The 15548-nt window shown below is 67.0% G+C and carries 14 protein-coding genes; 6 read left to right on the forward strand and 8 right to left on the reverse strand.

Annotated features, from left to right (window positions below):
- Positions 1-62: 62 nt before the first annotated feature.
- From ASG11_RS11920 to ASG11_RS11935, 4 genes are read right to left on the reverse strand one after another with little or no spacing between them, the layout of a single operon-like run.
- The gene (locus tag ASG11_RS11920; RefSeq protein WP_055779404.1) at positions 63-1547 is read right to left on the reverse strand and encodes a Ppx/GppA family phosphatase; all 1485 of its coding nucleotides are present in this window, start codon (positions 1545-1547) and stop codon (positions 63-65) included.
- A gap of 14 nt (positions 1548-1561) precedes the next feature.
- Positions 1562-3736 (reverse strand): RNA degradosome polyphosphate kinase, encoded by a 2175-nt coding sequence (locus ASG11_RS11925; protein WP_055779407.1) that lies wholly within the window; start codon positions 3734-3736, stop codon positions 1562-1564.
- Positions 3733-4386, reverse strand: a complete 654-nt coding sequence (locus tag ASG11_RS11930; RefSeq protein ID WP_055779411.1) for an HdaA/DnaA family protein — start codon at positions 4384-4386, stop codon at positions 3733-3735. The genes ASG11_RS11925 and ASG11_RS11930 overlap by 4 nt, the downstream gene beginning before the upstream one ends.
- 2 nt (positions 4387-4388) lie before the next feature.
- On the reverse strand, positions 4389-5663 hold the full coding sequence (locus ASG11_RS11935; protein ID WP_055779412.1) for a hypothetical protein: 1275 nt from the start codon (positions 5661-5663) through the stop codon (positions 4389-4391).
- Between the two features lie 60 nt (positions 5664-5723).
- On the opposite strand from ASG11_RS11935, the gene purM reads away from it, so the two are divergent.
- The 4 genes from purM to ASG11_RS11955 are packed head-to-tail and all read left to right on the forward strand — an operon-like array spanning position 5724 to position 8455.
- Positions 5724-6830 (forward strand): phosphoribosylformylglycinamidine cyclo-ligase, encoded by a 1107-nt coding sequence (purM, locus tag ASG11_RS11940; RefSeq protein WP_055779416.1) that lies wholly within the window; start codon positions 5724-5726, stop codon positions 6828-6830.
- A gap of 4 nt (positions 6831-6834) precedes the next feature.
- Positions 6835-7398 carry a phosphoribosylglycinamide formyltransferase gene (gene purN, locus ASG11_RS11945; protein ID WP_055780798.1) on the forward strand — a complete coding sequence of 188 codons (564 nt, stop codon included), beginning with the start codon at positions 6835-6837 and terminating at the stop codon, positions 7396-7398.
- Positions 7399-7427: 29 nt separating this feature from the next.
- Positions 7428-7769 carry an MmcQ/YjbR family DNA-binding protein gene (locus tag ASG11_RS11950; protein WP_330218903.1) on the forward strand — a complete coding sequence of 114 codons (342 nt, stop codon included), beginning with the start codon at positions 7428-7430 and terminating at the stop codon, positions 7767-7769.
- Positions 7766-8455: a hypothetical protein gene (locus tag ASG11_RS11955; RefSeq protein WP_055779424.1), complete on the forward strand. Its 690-nt coding sequence runs from the start codon at positions 7766-7768 to the stop codon at positions 8453-8455. The genes ASG11_RS11950 and ASG11_RS11955 overlap by 4 nt, the downstream gene beginning before the upstream one ends.
- Positions 8456-8571: 116 nt before the next feature.
- On the opposite strand, the gene ASG11_RS11960 is transcribed toward ASG11_RS11955, so the two are convergent.
- From ASG11_RS11960 to ASG11_RS11975, 4 genes are all read right to left on the reverse strand, one after another.
- The gene (locus tag ASG11_RS11960) at positions 8572-9090 is read right to left on the reverse strand and encodes a GNAT family N-acetyltransferase (RefSeq protein WP_055779426.1); all 519 of its coding nucleotides are present in this window, start codon (positions 9088-9090) and stop codon (positions 8572-8574) included.
- A 13-nt stretch (positions 9091-9103) separates the two neighbouring features.
- Complete coding sequence (ndk, locus tag ASG11_RS11965; protein WP_055779429.1) at positions 9104-9526, reverse strand: nucleoside-diphosphate kinase; 423 nt, start codon at positions 9524-9526, stop codon at positions 9104-9106.
- Positions 9527-9613: 87 nt separating this feature from the next.
- A complete protein-coding gene (locus ASG11_RS11970) occupies positions 9614-10054 on the reverse strand; it encodes a DNA polymerase III subunit chi (RefSeq protein WP_055779432.1) in 441 nt (146 codons plus the stop codon).
- Positions 10054-11526, reverse strand: a complete 1473-nt coding sequence (locus ASG11_RS11975; protein ID WP_055779435.1) for a leucyl aminopeptidase — start codon at positions 11524-11526, stop codon at positions 10054-10056. Before ASG11_RS11975 ends, ASG11_RS11970 begins: the two co-directional genes overlap by 1 nt.
- A gap of 185 nt (positions 11527-11711) precedes the next feature.
- On the opposite strand from ASG11_RS11975, the gene ASG11_RS11980 reads away from it, so the two are divergent.
- Both ASG11_RS11980 and ASG11_RS11985 read left to right on the forward strand, forming a co-directional pair.
- Positions 11712-13961 (forward strand): LPS-assembly protein LptD, encoded by a 2250-nt coding sequence (locus ASG11_RS11980; protein WP_055780799.1) that lies wholly within the window; start codon positions 11712-11714, stop codon positions 13959-13961.
- A 92-nt stretch (positions 13962-14053) separates the two neighbouring features.
- The gene (locus ASG11_RS11985) at positions 14054-15535 is read left to right on the forward strand and encodes a peptidylprolyl isomerase (RefSeq protein WP_055779438.1); all 1482 of its coding nucleotides are present in this window, start codon (positions 14054-14056) and stop codon (positions 15533-15535) included.
- Positions 15536-15548: the final 13 nt, after the last annotated feature.

The raw sequence follows: 15548 nt of genomic DNA on the forward strand, positions 1-15548 counted from the left end.
CTGGCGACCGCGCCTGAATGCTGAAACAAGTTCAGCACGACGGATGAAGCCGACAGTAGCGCTTAACCCGCCACCACCGCCTTCCGCCCGACCGCATTGCCCAGCGCGACATGCCGCCGCTCGACCGCATCGCCGTACAAGGCGCGGTCATCCCCCGACAGATGCAGCGCCACCACGCTGCCATCCTCGCTCAGTCGCGAGCGTTGCAGCGGCCCGGCCAAACCGCCGCTCAGCCGTTGCCCAAGGCGCATCGCCAGCCCCCAGGCCACCGCGCGTTTCAGATCGGCGGGTGGCGCCAGCGTCGGCAAAGGCTCGGGCGTGTTGGTGCCCCCGCCCAGCGACGTGAACAACGCTTGCGCGATCAGCGCCCGCCCCCGCGCATCGATCGCCACCCAATTGCCATGCAGCGCGATCTCCACGCCGCGTTCGGCGCGAAATTCGGGATTCGCCCGCCAACCGACGTCGGACAAATGGCACGCCGCATGCCGCAGCCGCGCCATCGCCGGCAGGTCGCGATCGAACAAAGGCGCGATCCACTGGTCGAGCAGGTCGCCATGTTCGGGAAAGCGCCCGAACACCCTGCCTTCGTCCCGCGTCGCCACGATCAGCGGATCCTGAACGCGGCACGCTGCGTCGAGCGCGCCGTAGAGCAGCCCCTCGCGCAGCCCGAACGCCGACACGATCGTGGTCGAACTGCCGAGATGCTTCAGCAGCACCGTCAGCAACGCCGCCCCGTCGCCCAGCGTCGCCGATCGCGCCGACGACAGGCCCGGCACCGCGCGCAGCCAATGCTTGTCGACATGCGCGATCGTCCGCCCCATCCGCGCGATCGCCGCCGGGGCCATCGCATATTGGTGGATTACTGGCAGCGGATAGCTGCACAGGTGCATGTCGAGCCGACCGAGCGCGCGCCACGATCCGCCGACCAGATACAGCGGCAGGCCCGCGCCGCGCCCCAGCCAGTCCGCGCCCTTGAGCAGCTTGTGCACCTGCCGCTCCAGCGCCCCTGGCCCCTTGCCCCGGATCGCCGCGATGCGCAGCACGCCGAGCGGGAACGACACCCGGTCGCTGACCTCGCCCTTCTTCACGCGGACCAGTTCGAGACTGCCGCCGCCGAGATCGCCGACGATACCGTCCGCCTGCGGGATCGCCGACATCACGCCGTGCCCGGCCGCGATCGCTTCCTGCTCGCCGGACAGCAATTCGACCTCGAGCCCGAGATCGCGGGCGGCATTCAGCAGGATCGCGCCGTTCGAGGCGTCGCGCACTGCCGCCGTCGCCACCGTGCGCAGCCGGGTCACCTCCATCTCGCGCGAGACGGCGGCGAAGCGCGCCAGCGCCTCCTTGGCCAACCTCATGCCCTCAGGCGCGATCGCCCCCGTTTCGGCCAGCCCGCGGCCCAGCCCGGCCATCACCTTCTCGTTGAACAGGATCGCCGGCAGCCGCTCCGGCCCCTGATAGACGACCAGACGGATCGAATTCGATCCGATGTCGATGATCCCGGTGCGTGGCGCGATCTCCGCCTCGCCGCGGGGCTTTCGGAACATGGATGTCACGCCGCTCAGTGCCCGCGTCGCAGCGACAGTTTCGGAACCGACTTGCCCTTGAGCGCCGCGCCACGCCCGGACAGCGACGGATTGGTCATGAAATACCGGTGCAGGTTGAACGGCCGGTCGCCCGGAATCTCGCGTACGTAACTGCCGTCCGCCTTCAGGTCCCAGCTCTGCTCGTTGTCGATCAGATTGGCGACCATCACCTGATCCAGGATCTGGTCGTGCACCGTCGGGTTCAGGATCGGCAGCATATATTCCACCCGCCGGTCGAAATTGCGCGGCATCCAGTCGGCCGACGAGATGAACAATTGCGCGTCGTCGTTGGGCAGCGATTTGCCGTTGCCGAACGCCCAGATCCGGCTGTGTTCCAGGAAACGCCCGATCACCGATTTCACGCGGATATGATCGGACAGACCCGGCACCTGCGGACGCAGGCAGCAGATGCCGCGGATGATCAGGTCGATCTCCACCCCGGCACCGCTCGCCTCGTACAATTTCTCGATCACCGCTGGGTCGACCAGCGAATTCATCTTCGCCCAGATCGCGGCGGGCTTGCCGGCGCGCGCATTGGCGATTTCGGTATCGATCAGCGTCACGAGGCGGGGGCGCAGGTCGCGCGGCGACAGGCTGACCAGCGCCATCCCCTCGGGTTCGACATAGCCGGTGATGTAGTTGAACATCTGCGCGGCGTCGTTGCCGATGCGAGGATCGGCGGTGAAGAAGCTGAGATCGGTGTAGATCTTGGCGGTGATCGGGTGATAGTTGCCCGTCCCGAAATGGCAGTAGGTGCGGTAGGCCGTCCCCTCGCGCCGCACGACCATCGAGATCTTGGCGTGCGTCTTCCATTCCATGAAGCCGTACACCACCTGCACGCCCGCGCGCTCCAGCGCCGAGGCCCAGACGATGTTCTGCTCCTCGTCGAACCGCGCCTTGAGCTCGACCACGGCGGTAACGGACTTCCCCGCCTCCGCCGCCGCGATCAGCGCGTTGATCACGGCGGGCTGCTTGCCGGCGCGGTACAACGTCTGCTTGATCGCCACGACGTCCGGATCGTTCGCCGCCTGCTTCAGGAAGGCCAGCACCACCTCGAACGTCTCGTACGGGTGGTGGACGACGATGTCCTTGGCGCTGATCGCTGCAAAGCAATCGCCTCCGAATTCGCGGATCCGTTCCGGGAAGCGCGGCGAATAGGGCGGGAATTTGAGATCGGGCCGATCCTCGTCGACGATCGAATCGAGATCGCCGACGCCGAGGAACGCTCCGCTTTCGGTGACGAAGGCGTGTTCGCCCAGTTCCGCTCGCAACGCATCGCCCAGATCGTGCGGCATGCCGCTTTCCAGTTCCAGCCGGATCACGCGCCCGCGCCGCCGCCGCTTGATCGCATTGGCGAAGTAGCGGACCAGATCCTCCGCTTCGTCGTCGATCTCCAGATCGCTGTCGCGCAGCACGCGGAATTCCGCCCCGCCCGCCACGGTGTAGCCAGGGAAGATCAAAGCCGCGAAGCGCTTTACCAGCGATTCGACCGCCACGTACCGCGCCCGTTCGCCAGGCACGCGCACGAAGCGCGGCATCTGGCTCGGCAGCATCACCAGTTCGCGGATCGGCTCCTGATCCGACAGCCGCACCAGATCGAACATCACCGCCAGCCCTTTGTTGGGCATGAACGGGAAGGGATGCGCCGGGTCGAGCGCCTGCGGGGTGAGGATCGGGAAGATCTGTTCCTTGAACTGCTTCTCCAGCCAGGCGACCTCCTCGGGCGTCAGCATCTCGTCGATCGTGCGCGATCCCAGCACGTCGATGCCGGTTTCGCTCAGTTGCAGCCGCAATTCGCGCCACACCGAGCGCTGGCTCTCGATCAGTTCGTCGGCCTCGGCCACGATCGCCGCCAATTGCTGGCCCGAGGTGAGGCCATCGGCCGACCGGCGATCGACATCCTGCACCAGTTGCCCCTTCAGGCCCGCCACGCGCACCATGAAGAATTCGTCGAGGTTGGAGCCGGAGATCGACAGGAACCGCACCCGCTCGAGCAGGGGGTGCGCGGCGTTGCGCGCTTCCTCCAGCACGCGGCGGTTGAACGCTAGCCAGGAAAGCTCGCGGTTGAAGTAGCGCTCGCTGCCTTCCGTCCCGACGAACTGGTCGTCGTCATCCTCGTCGAGGCGCGCGATATGGGCTGGGCGGGTCATGGAACCTCGGATGAAGTCGGAAATGGCAGGGTCGGCGCGGGATCGATCATCAAACTGGCTTCGGTCAGTGTGGCCCGGGCCAGCGGAATCGACAAGCGCTTCCGCCGCTCCAGCACCGCCTGATCGAGCACGTCGACCGCGCGTAGCAGCGAAATGTGACTCCTTTCCACGCGGGTGAGCAACCATTGGATCAGGTCCGGGCGGGCATCCAGCCCTCGGCGCAGAAATTGCCGTTCGAACAGGGCCTGCATCAGCACGTCGTCCGGCGCGTTAATTCGCGCGACTGGGCTCGCGGCAAGGCGGGACCGGAGATCGGGCAGCTTCACCACCCATTCCGGCGGTGCGACGTCGGCCACGATCACCAGCGGATGCCGCTCCTCCTGCGCCCGGTTCCAGGCGTGGAACATGGTCGCCTCGGGCTGGCGCTCGGCGTCGTCGATGATCGTACCGCCGCTCTTCGCCGCGAAGATCCGCGCGAGCAGGCTGCGTCCGGACTTGCGCGGGCCGACCAGCACCACGCTCATCACCGGCCATGACGCCCAATGTTCGAGCAGTTGCACCGCCCGAGCGTTGGAGTCGCTGACCAGGAATTCGTCGTCGCGCGGATCGGCGGGCCATTCGAACGGCAGGGCGATCTGGCTCCCCGTCATCCTCAACCCGTACTGTTGTCCGCCGCCCCGACGCTGGGGGGCGGCAGCAAGGGACGGCGGATGCGCAGCGTCGTGCCGCTACCCTGCACCTGCCAACCGCGCGCGGTAAGTGCGGTGACCAGCGCCGCCGGGTCGCCATCGAAACCGACACGCATCACCGAAACGCCGCCAAGTGCCAGGCTGCTGGTCAGCGCCGTCCGCACGCCGGGAATGGCGCGCACCGCCGCCTCCGCGCTGGAAACCGCGTTGGCGCTCGGCGTATCGAACTGCACGCTGACGACGGTGCTGGCCGTCGTCGCCAATGTCGGGTCGGCCGCGACGGCCGCCGCTGCGGCGGCTTCGGCCAGCGCGGCATCGTCGGCCGGCGGCACCTCTTCGGTCGGCGGCGAATAGGACAGGCCGGCATCGGTCGAGAGCCGCCCGTCGCGCAGCGCGCCCTGATACGCCTCGTCCATCCGCTTCACGCCGGCATCCAGCAGCGCCGGCAGGCCGTCGCCGGTGCTGACGCGGAGCGTGAACCGCGCGATGATCGCATTGTCCGGCCCGTGCCGCGCCTCGAACACGCCGATCACCGGGCCGCCAGGCCATTGCCGATACAACCGCACCGACGGCACGAGAATGTCGATCGCGCCATATTGGTCGAGGATCGACCGCCACCACATCCGCCCCGGCCGCCCGATCTGGCCGAGGTTGATCAGCAGCGAATCGGGTCCGGTGCCGGCAGGCCGTACGTAGTCCACGCTGCTCGATCCGGACCGGAACCGCGTCCACGCATCCAGCCAGTCGCTATGCTTTTCGAATACCTGGCCCACGCCGCCCGAATATTGCAGCGGCACGACCAGCATCGGCGAGGAGCGCTGGCCCAATCCGGCGACGCCCAGGATCGATCCGGCCCGTGCCCGGCTGAACAACACGCCCAGCCGCGCGACATAGCGGTTCGGCCCGATCTGCTCGTTCTCGACCACGATGCCCGAGACCATGGCGTCCAGCGCGCCGTCCGAAAGCCCGCCGCCGCTGCCGCCCAGCCGCTGCGACAGCATCATCCAGCCCTTGCGTTGCGCCAGTCGCCAGCCGGCATAGCGCGCCGCCTCGGCCGTCTTGCCCGTCACGTCGACGTCGATCCCGCCGACCTCGTAACTGCCCGATCCGTCCGCCGCGGCCAGCGGTGCACTGTCCGCCGCCGGAGTGTCGCCTTGCGCCAACACGGCCCCGCCGGTCGCGATGAGCGCGAGCGTCAGGGCGAAACGCAAACCGCGCGAGGAATGAACAACCGACATTGCGGCCCTTTTGGCGAAGCAGGCGTGGAAATCCAAGCAGGATATGGCTAGGCGGCGTGGATGGCAGAAGATCCTCGACGCAACAGTCCCTACACCTATGCCGAAGCAGGCGTGTCGATCGCGGCGGGCAACGCGCTGGTCCGCGCGATCGGCCCCCTTGCGAAATCGACGCGGCGCAAGGGTGCGGATGCCGATCTCGGCGGGTTCGGCGGCTTCTTCGACCTGAAGGCGGCGGGATTCGTCGATCCGCTGCTGGTGGCGGCGAACGATGGCGTCGGCACCAAGCTGAAGCTGGCGATCGAGCATGACGCCCATGACGGCGTCGGGATCGATCTCGTCGCGATGTGCGCCAACGATCTGATCGTGCAGGGCGCCGAGCCGCTGTTCTTCCTCGATTACTACGCCACGGCGAAGCTCGAGCCGGCCGTCGCCGAACGCGTGATCGCTTCGATCGCGGAGGGCTGCCTGCAGGCCGGCTGCGCGCTGATCGGCGGGGAGACGGCGGAGATGCCGGGCATGTATGCGCCTGGCGACTACGATCTGGCGGGCTTCTGCGTGGGTGCGGTGGAGCGGACCGAGGTTCTTACCGGCCGCGAGATCGCTGCCGGAGACGTGGTGTTGGGCCTCGCGTCGTCGGGCGTGCATTCCAATGGTTTTTCGCTGGTCCGCCGGCTGGCCGCCGACAAGGGCTGGAAGCTCGATCGTCCGGCCTTGTTCGATCAGGAGACGTTGCTGATCGACGCGCTGATGGCTCCGACACGCATCTACGTGAAGAGCCTGTTGCCGCTGCTGAAGCGGGGCAGAATCAAGGGCCTCGCGCACATCACCGGCGGCGGCCTGCTCGAAAACATTCCTCGCGTGCTTCCCGAGGGCGTGCATGCGCGGATCGATGCCGACGCCTGGTCCCAGCCGCGCCTGATGTCCTTCCTTCAGGCACAAGGCGCGATCGAGCCGGAGGAGATGGCGCGGACTTTCAACTGCGGCATCGGCATGGCGGTCGTGGTCGCGGCGGAAGTGGCGGCGGATGTGAAGACCGCGCTGGAAGCGGCCGGCGAAACGGTGTTCGAGATCGGCGCGATCGAGGCTGGCGACACCGGCTGCACCGTCACCGGCAGCCTGGAAACCTGGGGCGCCCGCGCATCGTGGAGCGCCACGCACGATGCGTGACGGCATGACGAGGGTCGGCATCCTGATCTCGGGCCGGGGCTCGAACATGATGTCCCTCGTCCAGGCCTCCCGCGCATCGGGAGCGACCTACGACATCGCGCTCGTCGCGTCCGACAACCCCGAAGCCCCCGGCCTCGCCTGGGCCGCCGCGCACGACATCCCGACCTACGCCCAATCTCCCAGGGGCATGCCCAAAGCCGAATACGAAGCCAAGATCGACGCCGCGCTGCGCGGCGCGAACGTCGAGATCATCGCGCTCGCCGGCTATATGCGGCTGCTTTCGGACGATTTCGTCGCGCGCTGGCGGGGCAGGATCGTCAACATCCACCCCTCGCTACTGCCGAAATACAAGGGCCTCGACACCCACGCCCGCGCGATCGAAGCCGGCGATGCGACCGCCGGCTGCTCGGTGCATATCGTCACCGAGGAACTCGATGGCGGCGAGATTCTCGGCCAGGCCGCGGTACCGATCCTGCCCGGCGACACGCCCGATACGTTGTCTGAACGGGTGCTCGCCGCGGAGCATCGCCTTTACCCGACGGTTCTGGCAGACTTCGCCACGTTATGAGTCCCGATCCTGAATCCGTCTTGGCGAAAGTGCGCGATGCCGCGCTGTCGCTCCCATCGACCTACGAGAAGCCTTCGCACGGTTCGCCCGGCTTCTTCATCGAACAGGGCAAGGCCTTCGCCTATTTCTGGCACGACCATCACGGAGACAACGAGACGATCGCGATCGTCAAGACGACCGGGCTCGACGAACAGCAGATGCTGATCGAGAGCGATCGCGATTTCTGCTACGCCCCGCCCTATCTCGGGCCCTCGGGCTGGGTCGCGATGCGGCTGGACGGCGAGGTCGATTGGGACCGGGTGGCGGACCGGATCGCGATCAGCTGGGAACTCGCCGCCCCGCGCCGCCTGCTCGAGGCGGGTGGGCGATGAGCGCGGAAACGCCGCCTCCGCCGGTTCCCGAAGTTCCCCAGGGCCCGACCGACGCGATCGCCCCGCCCCCGCCTTCGGTCGAGGCCGTCGCACAGCAAGTGGTCGATCGCGCGGAAGCCGCCGCGACGCGCCGCCGCTGGGTCAGCCTGGCCGAGCTGGTTGGCGTCGCCGGGCTCGTCATCGCCGCTCTGGGCCTGTGGATGACCTGGTCCGATCGCCGCGCCGACGACACTGCCAAGCAGGCCGAACGCGCGAGCGAAGCCAAGGTCCGCACCTTGGTGATGTTGAAGGCCAGCGGTAGCGGCGACCGGCTGACCCTGGCCGATGCCACGCATGACGTGCAATCGATCGATATCGCCTTCCCCAAGGCGCTCGGCGTCGCGGCGCAGACGGATGTCGATCCCAAGATCGAGGCGAGCTGGTTCTCGCGCCCGTTGCTGGACCTCACCGATGGCGGCCCGGACAAGCGCGAAGGTCGCCTGCCCGTCCTGATCGCCGCGCAGTATTGGGACGGCGATGTCGAGCGCAAGGACAGCGCGATCTACGACGTGACTTGGAAGACCGAGGGCCGCTTCCTGGCCGGGCGTGCGTTGCGCGTCGAGGGGCTGAAACTGCGTGAGCGGACGGGCTCGGCGGCACGGCTCGATGCGATCTGGGCCGCGGAGAAACCGAAAGTCGCTAAGTAGAGGGTCGTCATCCCGGACTTGATCCGGGATCCAACGTGCAACACGCGCCGCGCCCTACGATCATCGTTGCGCTCAACCAGAGTTGGATCCCGGATCAAGTCCGGGATGACGGTAGATCAGAGGTCCAGCGCGTAGACCGGGTCGACATGCACTTCGCTGCCGACCACGAACTCGCGCGAGCCGATCACCGCAAACCCTTGTCGTTCGTAGAACGCCCGCGCCCGCGCATTATGCTCCCAGACGCCGAGCAGCAGGCGTTCGCCGCCCGCAGCGCGTGCATCGTCCCGGGCGCGGGCCATCAACGCGGCACCGATGCCGCTGCCATGGGCTTGCCGCAGGGTGTAGATCCGGCGCAGCTCGACATCGCCGGGCTGCAGATCGATCGGAAAATCGGGCGGGGTGATCACCGCATAGCCGAGCGGCGCGAAGCCCGGCTCGACCTCGGCGACCGTGACGACGCATGCCGGGTCGCCGAGCCAGCGCGCGAATACGTCGGCGCTGTTGTTCTTCACGCAGTGCGCCAGCAGGTCGCCGCCGTCCAGCGACTGCGCATAGGTATCGAGAAAGGCGGCATTGGCGACGAGCGACAGGAGGGCCGCGTCATCCGCCCCCGCCCGTCGCACGCGCCATTTCATCTCAGCCCAATCCTCAGCCGACGATCTCGTCGGGCTTGAAGAAGTAGGCGATCTCGATCTCGGCATTCTCGTCCGAATCCGAACCGTGCACCGTGTTCGCCTCGATCGATTCGGCCAGTTCCTTACGGATCGTGCCGGCATCGGCATTGGCCGGGTTGGTCGCGCCCATGATGTCGCGGTTGCGCTGCATGGCGTTCTCGCCTTCCAGCACCTGAACGACGACGGGGCCGGAGATCATGAAATCGACCAGTTCACCGAAGAAGGGACGCTCCTTGTGCACCGCGTAGAAGCCCTCGGCCTGCTCGCGGGTCATCTGGATGCGCTTCGAGGCGACGACGCGCAGGCCGGCTTCCTCCAGCATCTTGGTGACGGCGCCGGTGATGTTGCGACGCGTGGCGTCGGGCTTGATGATCGAAAACGTGCGGTTCGCGGCCATGACCGTGAAGCTCCTTAAATCTGTGATAGCGGAAAGTGGCGGTTCCCTAGTCGGGCGCGGGCGGCGATGCAAGCGCGCCCGGCACGTTCAGGCCGCCTTCTCCCACCGCCCACCTTCGTTCTGCTTCCAGTAGTTGCGCGTGACCCCGTCGCGCTCGGCCAGCGCCTTCCACGCGACCCGCGCCTCGTCGATGCGGTCCGCGTCGAAGAAATGGAACGCCCGGTCGAAGCGCAGCGCCTCGTCGCGCCACACGCCATCGACCAAGGCGATGTTGCGCGCGGCATTGGCCGGGTCCGGATGCGCGCTCAGCAACACCGGCTGCGCGGCATCCCCCTCCCCGCCTGACTCGGCATGGGGGAGGAAGCTTTCGGCGCTATAGGCCCACAGCAACCGGTCGAGGCTGCCACGCTGCTGTGCGCTGTCAGACACGATCAGCAACCGCCCACCGCTCGCCAGCACCTTCTCCGCGATCTGCGGCAAGGCCCGGTCGAGCGGCGTGGCGGTGAGGTGGTAGAAATCGACCTGCATCAGCCCTCGAAATTGTCCGCCACGAACCGGTCGAGCAACCGCACGCCGTACCCCGTCGCGCCCTTGTCGTAGTTCGGGCCCGGCTTGTCCGACCACACCATGCCAGCGATGTCGAGATGCGCCCATTTCACGCCCGCATCCACGAAGCGCTGGATGAACTGCGCGGCGGTGATCGATCCCGCGCCCCGCGGCCCGACATTCTTCATGTCCGCGATCGGGCTGTCGATCAGCTTGTCGTAGGTCGGCGAGAGCGGGAAGCGCCACAATTTGTCGCCGCTGGCGAGGCCAGCCTTCAAGAGTTGCTCCGCGAGCGCATCGTCGTTGGCGAACACGCCGCCATGTTCGTTGCCGAGCGCGATGATCATCGCCCCGGTCAGCGTCGCCAGGTCGACGATCGTCTTTGGCTTGTGCGTCCGCTGCACCCAGGTGACGCAATCGCACAGCACCAGCCGACCCTCGGCATCGGTGTTCAGCACTTCGATTGTCTGGCCGGACATGCTGGTCAGCACGTCGCCCGGGCGGATCGCATTGCCGTCGGGCATGTTCTCCACCAGACCGCACACGCCGATTACATTGGCCTTTGCCTTGCGCGCCGCCAGCGCCTTCATCGCGCCGACCACCGCACCCGCGCCGCCCATGTCCCACTTCATGTCTTCCATGCCGGGTCCGGGCTTGATCGAGATGCCGCCGGTGTCGAAAGTCACACCCTTGCCGACCAGGGCCAGATCGGGATCGCCCGCGCCCTTCCCGCTCCACTTGAGCGCGAGCAGCCGTGCATCCTTCGCCGACCCCTGGCTGACGCCGAGCAGCGAGCCCATGCCCAGTTCGCCCATCGCGGCCTCGTCCAGCACGGTAACCTCGATCCCCAGGCCCTCGATCTCCTTCAACACCTTGGCGACGAAGGTCTCGGGGTAGATCACGTTTGGCGGCTCGGCCACCAAAGTGCGGGTCAGCTCCATGCCCTCGGTCACCGCCTTCTGGTCGGTCCAGGCGGCATCGGTGCCCTCGGGCACGCCGGTCAGCGTGATCGTGGTCAGCGTCGGCTTCGATTTCTCGGGCAGCTTGGTGCGATAGACGTCATGACGCCAGCCGCGCTGCGCCGCCGCGCCCGCGAAGCGCGCCGCCGCCTTGGCCGTCGCGCCGGCGCCGGAAAAATCGACCGTCACGCCGTCCACGCCGGAGGTCAGCAGCTTGCCGATCAGCGCGCCACCGGCCCGCTCGTAATCCGCCTCGCTCCCGGCTCCCACGCCCAGCAACAGCACGCGCCGGACGCCCTCGCCCGAACCGACGAACGCCTCGATCACCGCCCCGGCCTCGCCATCGAAGCGGCCACCCTTGGCCGCGCCCAGCACGACCTGCTTGGCCGCCGCGTCCAGGCCGCCGATCGTGCTGCGCTCCAGCCCGTCCTTCTCGATGAGCAACGCGAGCGCGGCGCCGGCATCGGCAGGCGCGGTGGAGAGAACGATATGCATGGGAATCCTCGAAGGTTTTGGGGGAGGTTCTGGGAGATCTGATACGATTCGTCCGCTCTAGACCCGCCGCACCGCGCTGGCAAAGCACGGCATGAACGATCCGGCGATTGCGGCGCGGGGCTGCCGGTGCGATAGGGCGGGCATTCGCGCGTCATTCCGGCGCGTCTGGGGGTGTGTTTCCCGACGTGAAGCGTTCCGATCTGCTCTCGACCTGCGCCCCGTCCGCCGCCCTGCTGCTTGGCCTGCTTTTCGCGCAGACCGCGCAGGCGCAAGACCTTCAGACGCCACCCACGCCGCCGCCCTCCGCGGTCGATCTGCCCACGGCGACCGACGACCAGGTCGCATTCAGTGCCGGCACGCTGCAATACGATACCGATTCCCAGATCGTCACCGCCACCGGCGACGTCCGCATGGCGCGCAGCGGCGACAAGTTGCGCGCCGACAAGGTCGTGTGGAACCGCCAGACCGGCAAGGTCATCGCCACCGGCAGCATCGCCGTCACCAATCCCGGCGGGGATATCGCCTATGGCGATTCGATCGAACTGACCGATTCGCTGAAGGACGGCATGGTCGACAACATGCTCGTCGTGCTCGAACGCGGCGGGCGGCTGGCCGCGCGCAAGGGCACGCGCTTTCCCGACGAGAAGGTCGAGCTGGAAGACGCAGCCTACACGCCGTGCAACGTCACGACCTCCAAGGGCTGCCCCAAGGAGCCGTCGTGGAAGATCACCGCGGTGCGAGTCACCTATCGCCCGGATCGCCAGCGGATCTATTACAAGGGCGCTCAGATCAATGTCTTCGGCCTGCCGACGATACCGCTGCCGGCCTTTTCCCACCCGATCGGGGGCGGCAGCGACAGCGGCCTGCTCTCGCCCGATCTCCGCTACAGCCGGACGAACGGCTTCGAATATGCCCAGCCTTATTATTTTCGCCTCGCGCCCAATCGCGGCCTGACGATCACGCCGCGCGTCTTCACCGGCGCGCTGCCGCTGCTCAAGGCGCAATATACCGCGCTGGACAGCAAGGGCGCGTTCAGCATCACCGGCTACGGCACCTACAGCCGGCGCAGCGACGACCTCAACACGTTCGATCCGACCGACACGTCGATGGCGTTCCGTGGCTATATCGACGGCATCGCGCGCTACCAGTTCGATCCGAACTGGAGCGCCAGCGCCTCGATCCGCCTGGCCAGCGACCGCACCTTCCTGCGCCGGTACGATATCTCCTACGACGATCGCCTGCGCTCGACCGCACGGATCGAGCGGATCGACGCCAACAGCTATTTCGGCATCACCGGCTGGGCCGTGCAGACCGTGCGAGTCAACGACAGCCAGGGCCAGCAGCCGATCGCCATTCCCGAGATCGATTATCGCCGCCGCATGGACGATGGCCTGCTCGGCGGCAAATTCACCTTCCAGGCCAATACGCTCGCGCTGACCCGCACCGACGGGCAGGACACGCAGCGCGGCTTCGTCAGCGCGCGCTGGGATCTGCGCAAGCTCACCCGCTGGGGCCAGGAGGTCACCTTTACCGCCTTCGGCCGCGGCGACGTCTATCACACCAGCGACACGCTCGCGACGAGCGTGCTCAACTATCGCGGCGACGAGGGCGTCCAGAGCCGCGTGATGGGCGCGGTGGCGGTGGACGTGAAATGGCCGCTGATCGGGCAATTCCTCGGCGGCACGCAGCGCATCACCCCCCGCGTGCAGATCGTCGCCTCGCCGCACATCAAGAATCTCGAAATCCCGAACGAGGATTCGCGCGCCGTGGATCTGGAGGATTCGAACCTGTTCGCGCTCAACCGTTTCCCGGGCTACGACCGGATCGACGACGGCACGCGCGTGACCTACGGTGCCGATTACGCGCTCGATCTGCCGGGCGTGGCGATCTCCACCAATATCGGCCAGAGCTACCGCCTGGGCACCCGATCGGACATCTTCCCGCCCGGCACCGGGCTGGACAGCCGATTTTCCGATTTCGTCGGGCGGACGGAGGTGCGCTATCGCGATTTCGTCTCGCTCACGCATCGCTACCGGCTCGACAAGAACGGTCTGGCGATACGCCGCAACGAACTGGACGCGACGATCGGGTCGCGCGCCACCTACCTGCTGCTCGGCTATCTCAAGCTCAACCGCAACATCACCACGACCGAGGATCTGCAGGATCGCGAGGAGGTCCGCATCGCCGGCCGCGTGCAGTTCGCGCGCTTCTGGTCGCTCTACGGTTCGTCGCTGGTCGATCTCACCAACCGGGACGAGGATCCGCTGTCGGTGTCCGATGGGTTCACGCCGGTCCGCCACCGCCTCGGGGTCTCCTATGAAGACGATTGCCTGAAGATCGGCTTCACCTGGAAGCACGATTACCAGAGCACGGGCGACGCCCGCGCCGGCAACGGCTTCCTCTTGTCGCTTTCATTCAAGAATCTTGGACGCTAAGCTGCGGTTCACCTGCCATCGTGGATGGGGGAGTACCGCCGGGGCGTCGTCTAGGGATGTGGGCGGCACGATATGGGATTATTGAACACGTGATGATTTCTGTGACGAAGGCGGTGAAAACCGGCCGCGCGGTGGCCTTGCTTGCGGCTCTGTCCGTAACCTGCACGCCGATCGGCGGCATGGCCCAGAAGGCTCCCAAGGCCAGGGCGCCGGCACCGAAAACCCCCGCGACGAAGACTCCTTCGACCAAGGCACCCGCCGCTCAGGCGGATGGCACGGCGCCGGACGGTGCCGCATCCGACAACACCGTGGCCGACAATGGCGTGCCCGATGTCGGCCTGAACATTCCGGACAATCTGCAGCTCTACGGGAAGCTCGATCCGAACGTCCGCAAGCCCACCGCGATCGTCAACGAAACCGTCATCACCGGCACCGATGTCGACCAGCGTCTCGCGCTGGCCGTCGCGATCAACGGCTGGAAGCTCAGCCCGGAAGATACCGCGCGCCTGCGCACGCAGACGCTGAACCAGCTGATCGACGAGACGCTTCAGATCCAGGAAGCGAAGGCGAGCGAAGTCGTCATCACTCCGGCGGAATTGTCGCAGAGCTTCAACGGCGTGGCGAAGAATTTCAGCCGGTCGCCCGAACAGATGCGCGCGTATCTGCGTCAGGTGAATTCCTCGGAACGCTCGCTCAAGCGCCAGATCGAGGGCGAACTGGCGTGGCAGCGCTACCTGCGCCGCAAGGTCGAGCCGACGGTCAATGTCAGCGAGGAAGAGGTCAAGTCGATCCTCAAGCGCCTGCAGGATTCCAAGGGCACGCAGGAATATCACGTCAACGAGATCTATATCCATGCCGAGCCGGCTCAGGCGGCGCAGATCTCGGCGAGCATCACGCAGATGATCGACAAGATCCAGAAGGGCGAGGCGCCGTTCGGCTATTTCGCGCGCACCTTCTCGGAAGCCACGACGAAGAGCGTGGATGGCGATCTCGGCTGGGTGCGCAGCTCGCAATTGCCCGACGAACTCAGCCGCGCCGTCGAAGCGATGCAGGTCGGCCAGATCGCCGGGCCGATCCCGGTCGCCGGCGGGTTCTCGGTCATCTATCTGGTCGACAAGCGCCAGGTGCTCACCGCCGATCCGCGCGACGCGAAACTCGCGCTCAAGCAGATCACCGTGCGCTTCCCGGCCGGCACCACCCAGGCGCAGGCGACCGAGCGCGTCGCGGCGTTCGCCGCCGCCACCAAGGCGATGCAGGGCTGCGGCGACGTCGCCAAGGTCGCCGCCTCGCTCGGCGGCGACGTGGTCGACAGCGATTCGGCCACGATCCGCGATCTTCCGCCCGCGCTGCAGGATATCATGCTGAAGCTGGCGGTCGGCCAGGCCACGCCGCCCTTCGGGTCGGCGCAGGACGGCGTTCGCGCGCTCGTGCTGTGCGGCAAGGACGAGCCGCGCGGCGGCGATCTGCCCAATTCCAGCCGCTTGCAGGAACAGATGGAGCAACAGCGCGTCAATCTGCGCGCGCAACAGCTGCTGCGCGATCTTCGCCGCGATGCGATCGTCGAATATCGCTGATCGGGCGCCCGCG

This window comes from Sphingomonas sp. Leaf357 (assembly GCF_001423845.1).
Taxonomy (GTDB): Bacteria; Pseudomonadota; Alphaproteobacteria; order Sphingomonadales; family Sphingomonadaceae; genus Sphingomonas.

Bases quoted from the DNA above. Each gene is read 5' to 3' on its own strand.
- ASG11_RS11920 (WP_055779404.1), bottom strand. From the start codon at position 1,547: ATGTTCCGAAAGCCCCGCGGCGAGGCGGAGATCGCGCCACGCACCGGG.
- ASG11_RS11925 (WP_055779407.1), bottom strand. From the start codon at position 3,736: ATGACCCGCCCAGCCCATATCGCGCGCCTCGACGAGGATGACGACGAC.
- ASG11_RS11930 (WP_055779411.1), bottom strand. From the start codon at position 4,386: ATGACGGGGAGCCAGATCGCCCTGCCGTTCGAATGGCCCGCCGATCCG.
- ASG11_RS11935 (WP_055779412.1), bottom strand. From the start codon at position 5,663: ATGTCGGTTGTTCATTCCTCGCGCGGTTTGCGTTTCGCCCTGACGCTC.
- purM (WP_055779416.1), top strand. From the start codon at position 5,724: ATGGCAGAAGATCCTCGACGCAACAGTCCCTACACCTATGCCGAAGCA.
- purN (WP_055780798.1), top strand. From the start codon at position 6,835: ATGACGAGGGTCGGCATCCTGATCTCGGGCCGGGGCTCGAACATGATG.
- ASG11_RS11955 (WP_055779424.1), top strand. From the start codon at position 7,766: ATGAGCGCGGAAACGCCGCCTCCGCCGGTTCCCGAAGTTCCCCAGGGC.
- ASG11_RS11960 (WP_055779426.1), bottom strand. From the start codon at position 9,090: ATGAAATGGCGCGTGCGACGGGCGGGGGCGGATGACGCGGCCCTCCTG.
- ndk (WP_055779429.1), bottom strand. From the start codon at position 9,526: ATGGCCGCGAACCGCACGTTTTCGATCATCAAGCCCGACGCCACGCGT.
- ASG11_RS11970 (WP_055779432.1), bottom strand. From the start codon at position 10,054: ATGCAGGTCGATTTCTACCACCTCACCGCCACGCCGCTCGACCGGGCC.
- ASG11_RS11975 (WP_055779435.1), bottom strand. From the start codon at position 11,526: ATGCATATCGTTCTCTCCACCGCGCCTGCCGATGCCGGCGCCGCGCTC.
- ASG11_RS11985 (WP_055779438.1), top strand. From the start codon at position 14,054: ATGATTTCTGTGACGAAGGCGGTGAAAACCGGCCGCGCGGTGGCCTTG.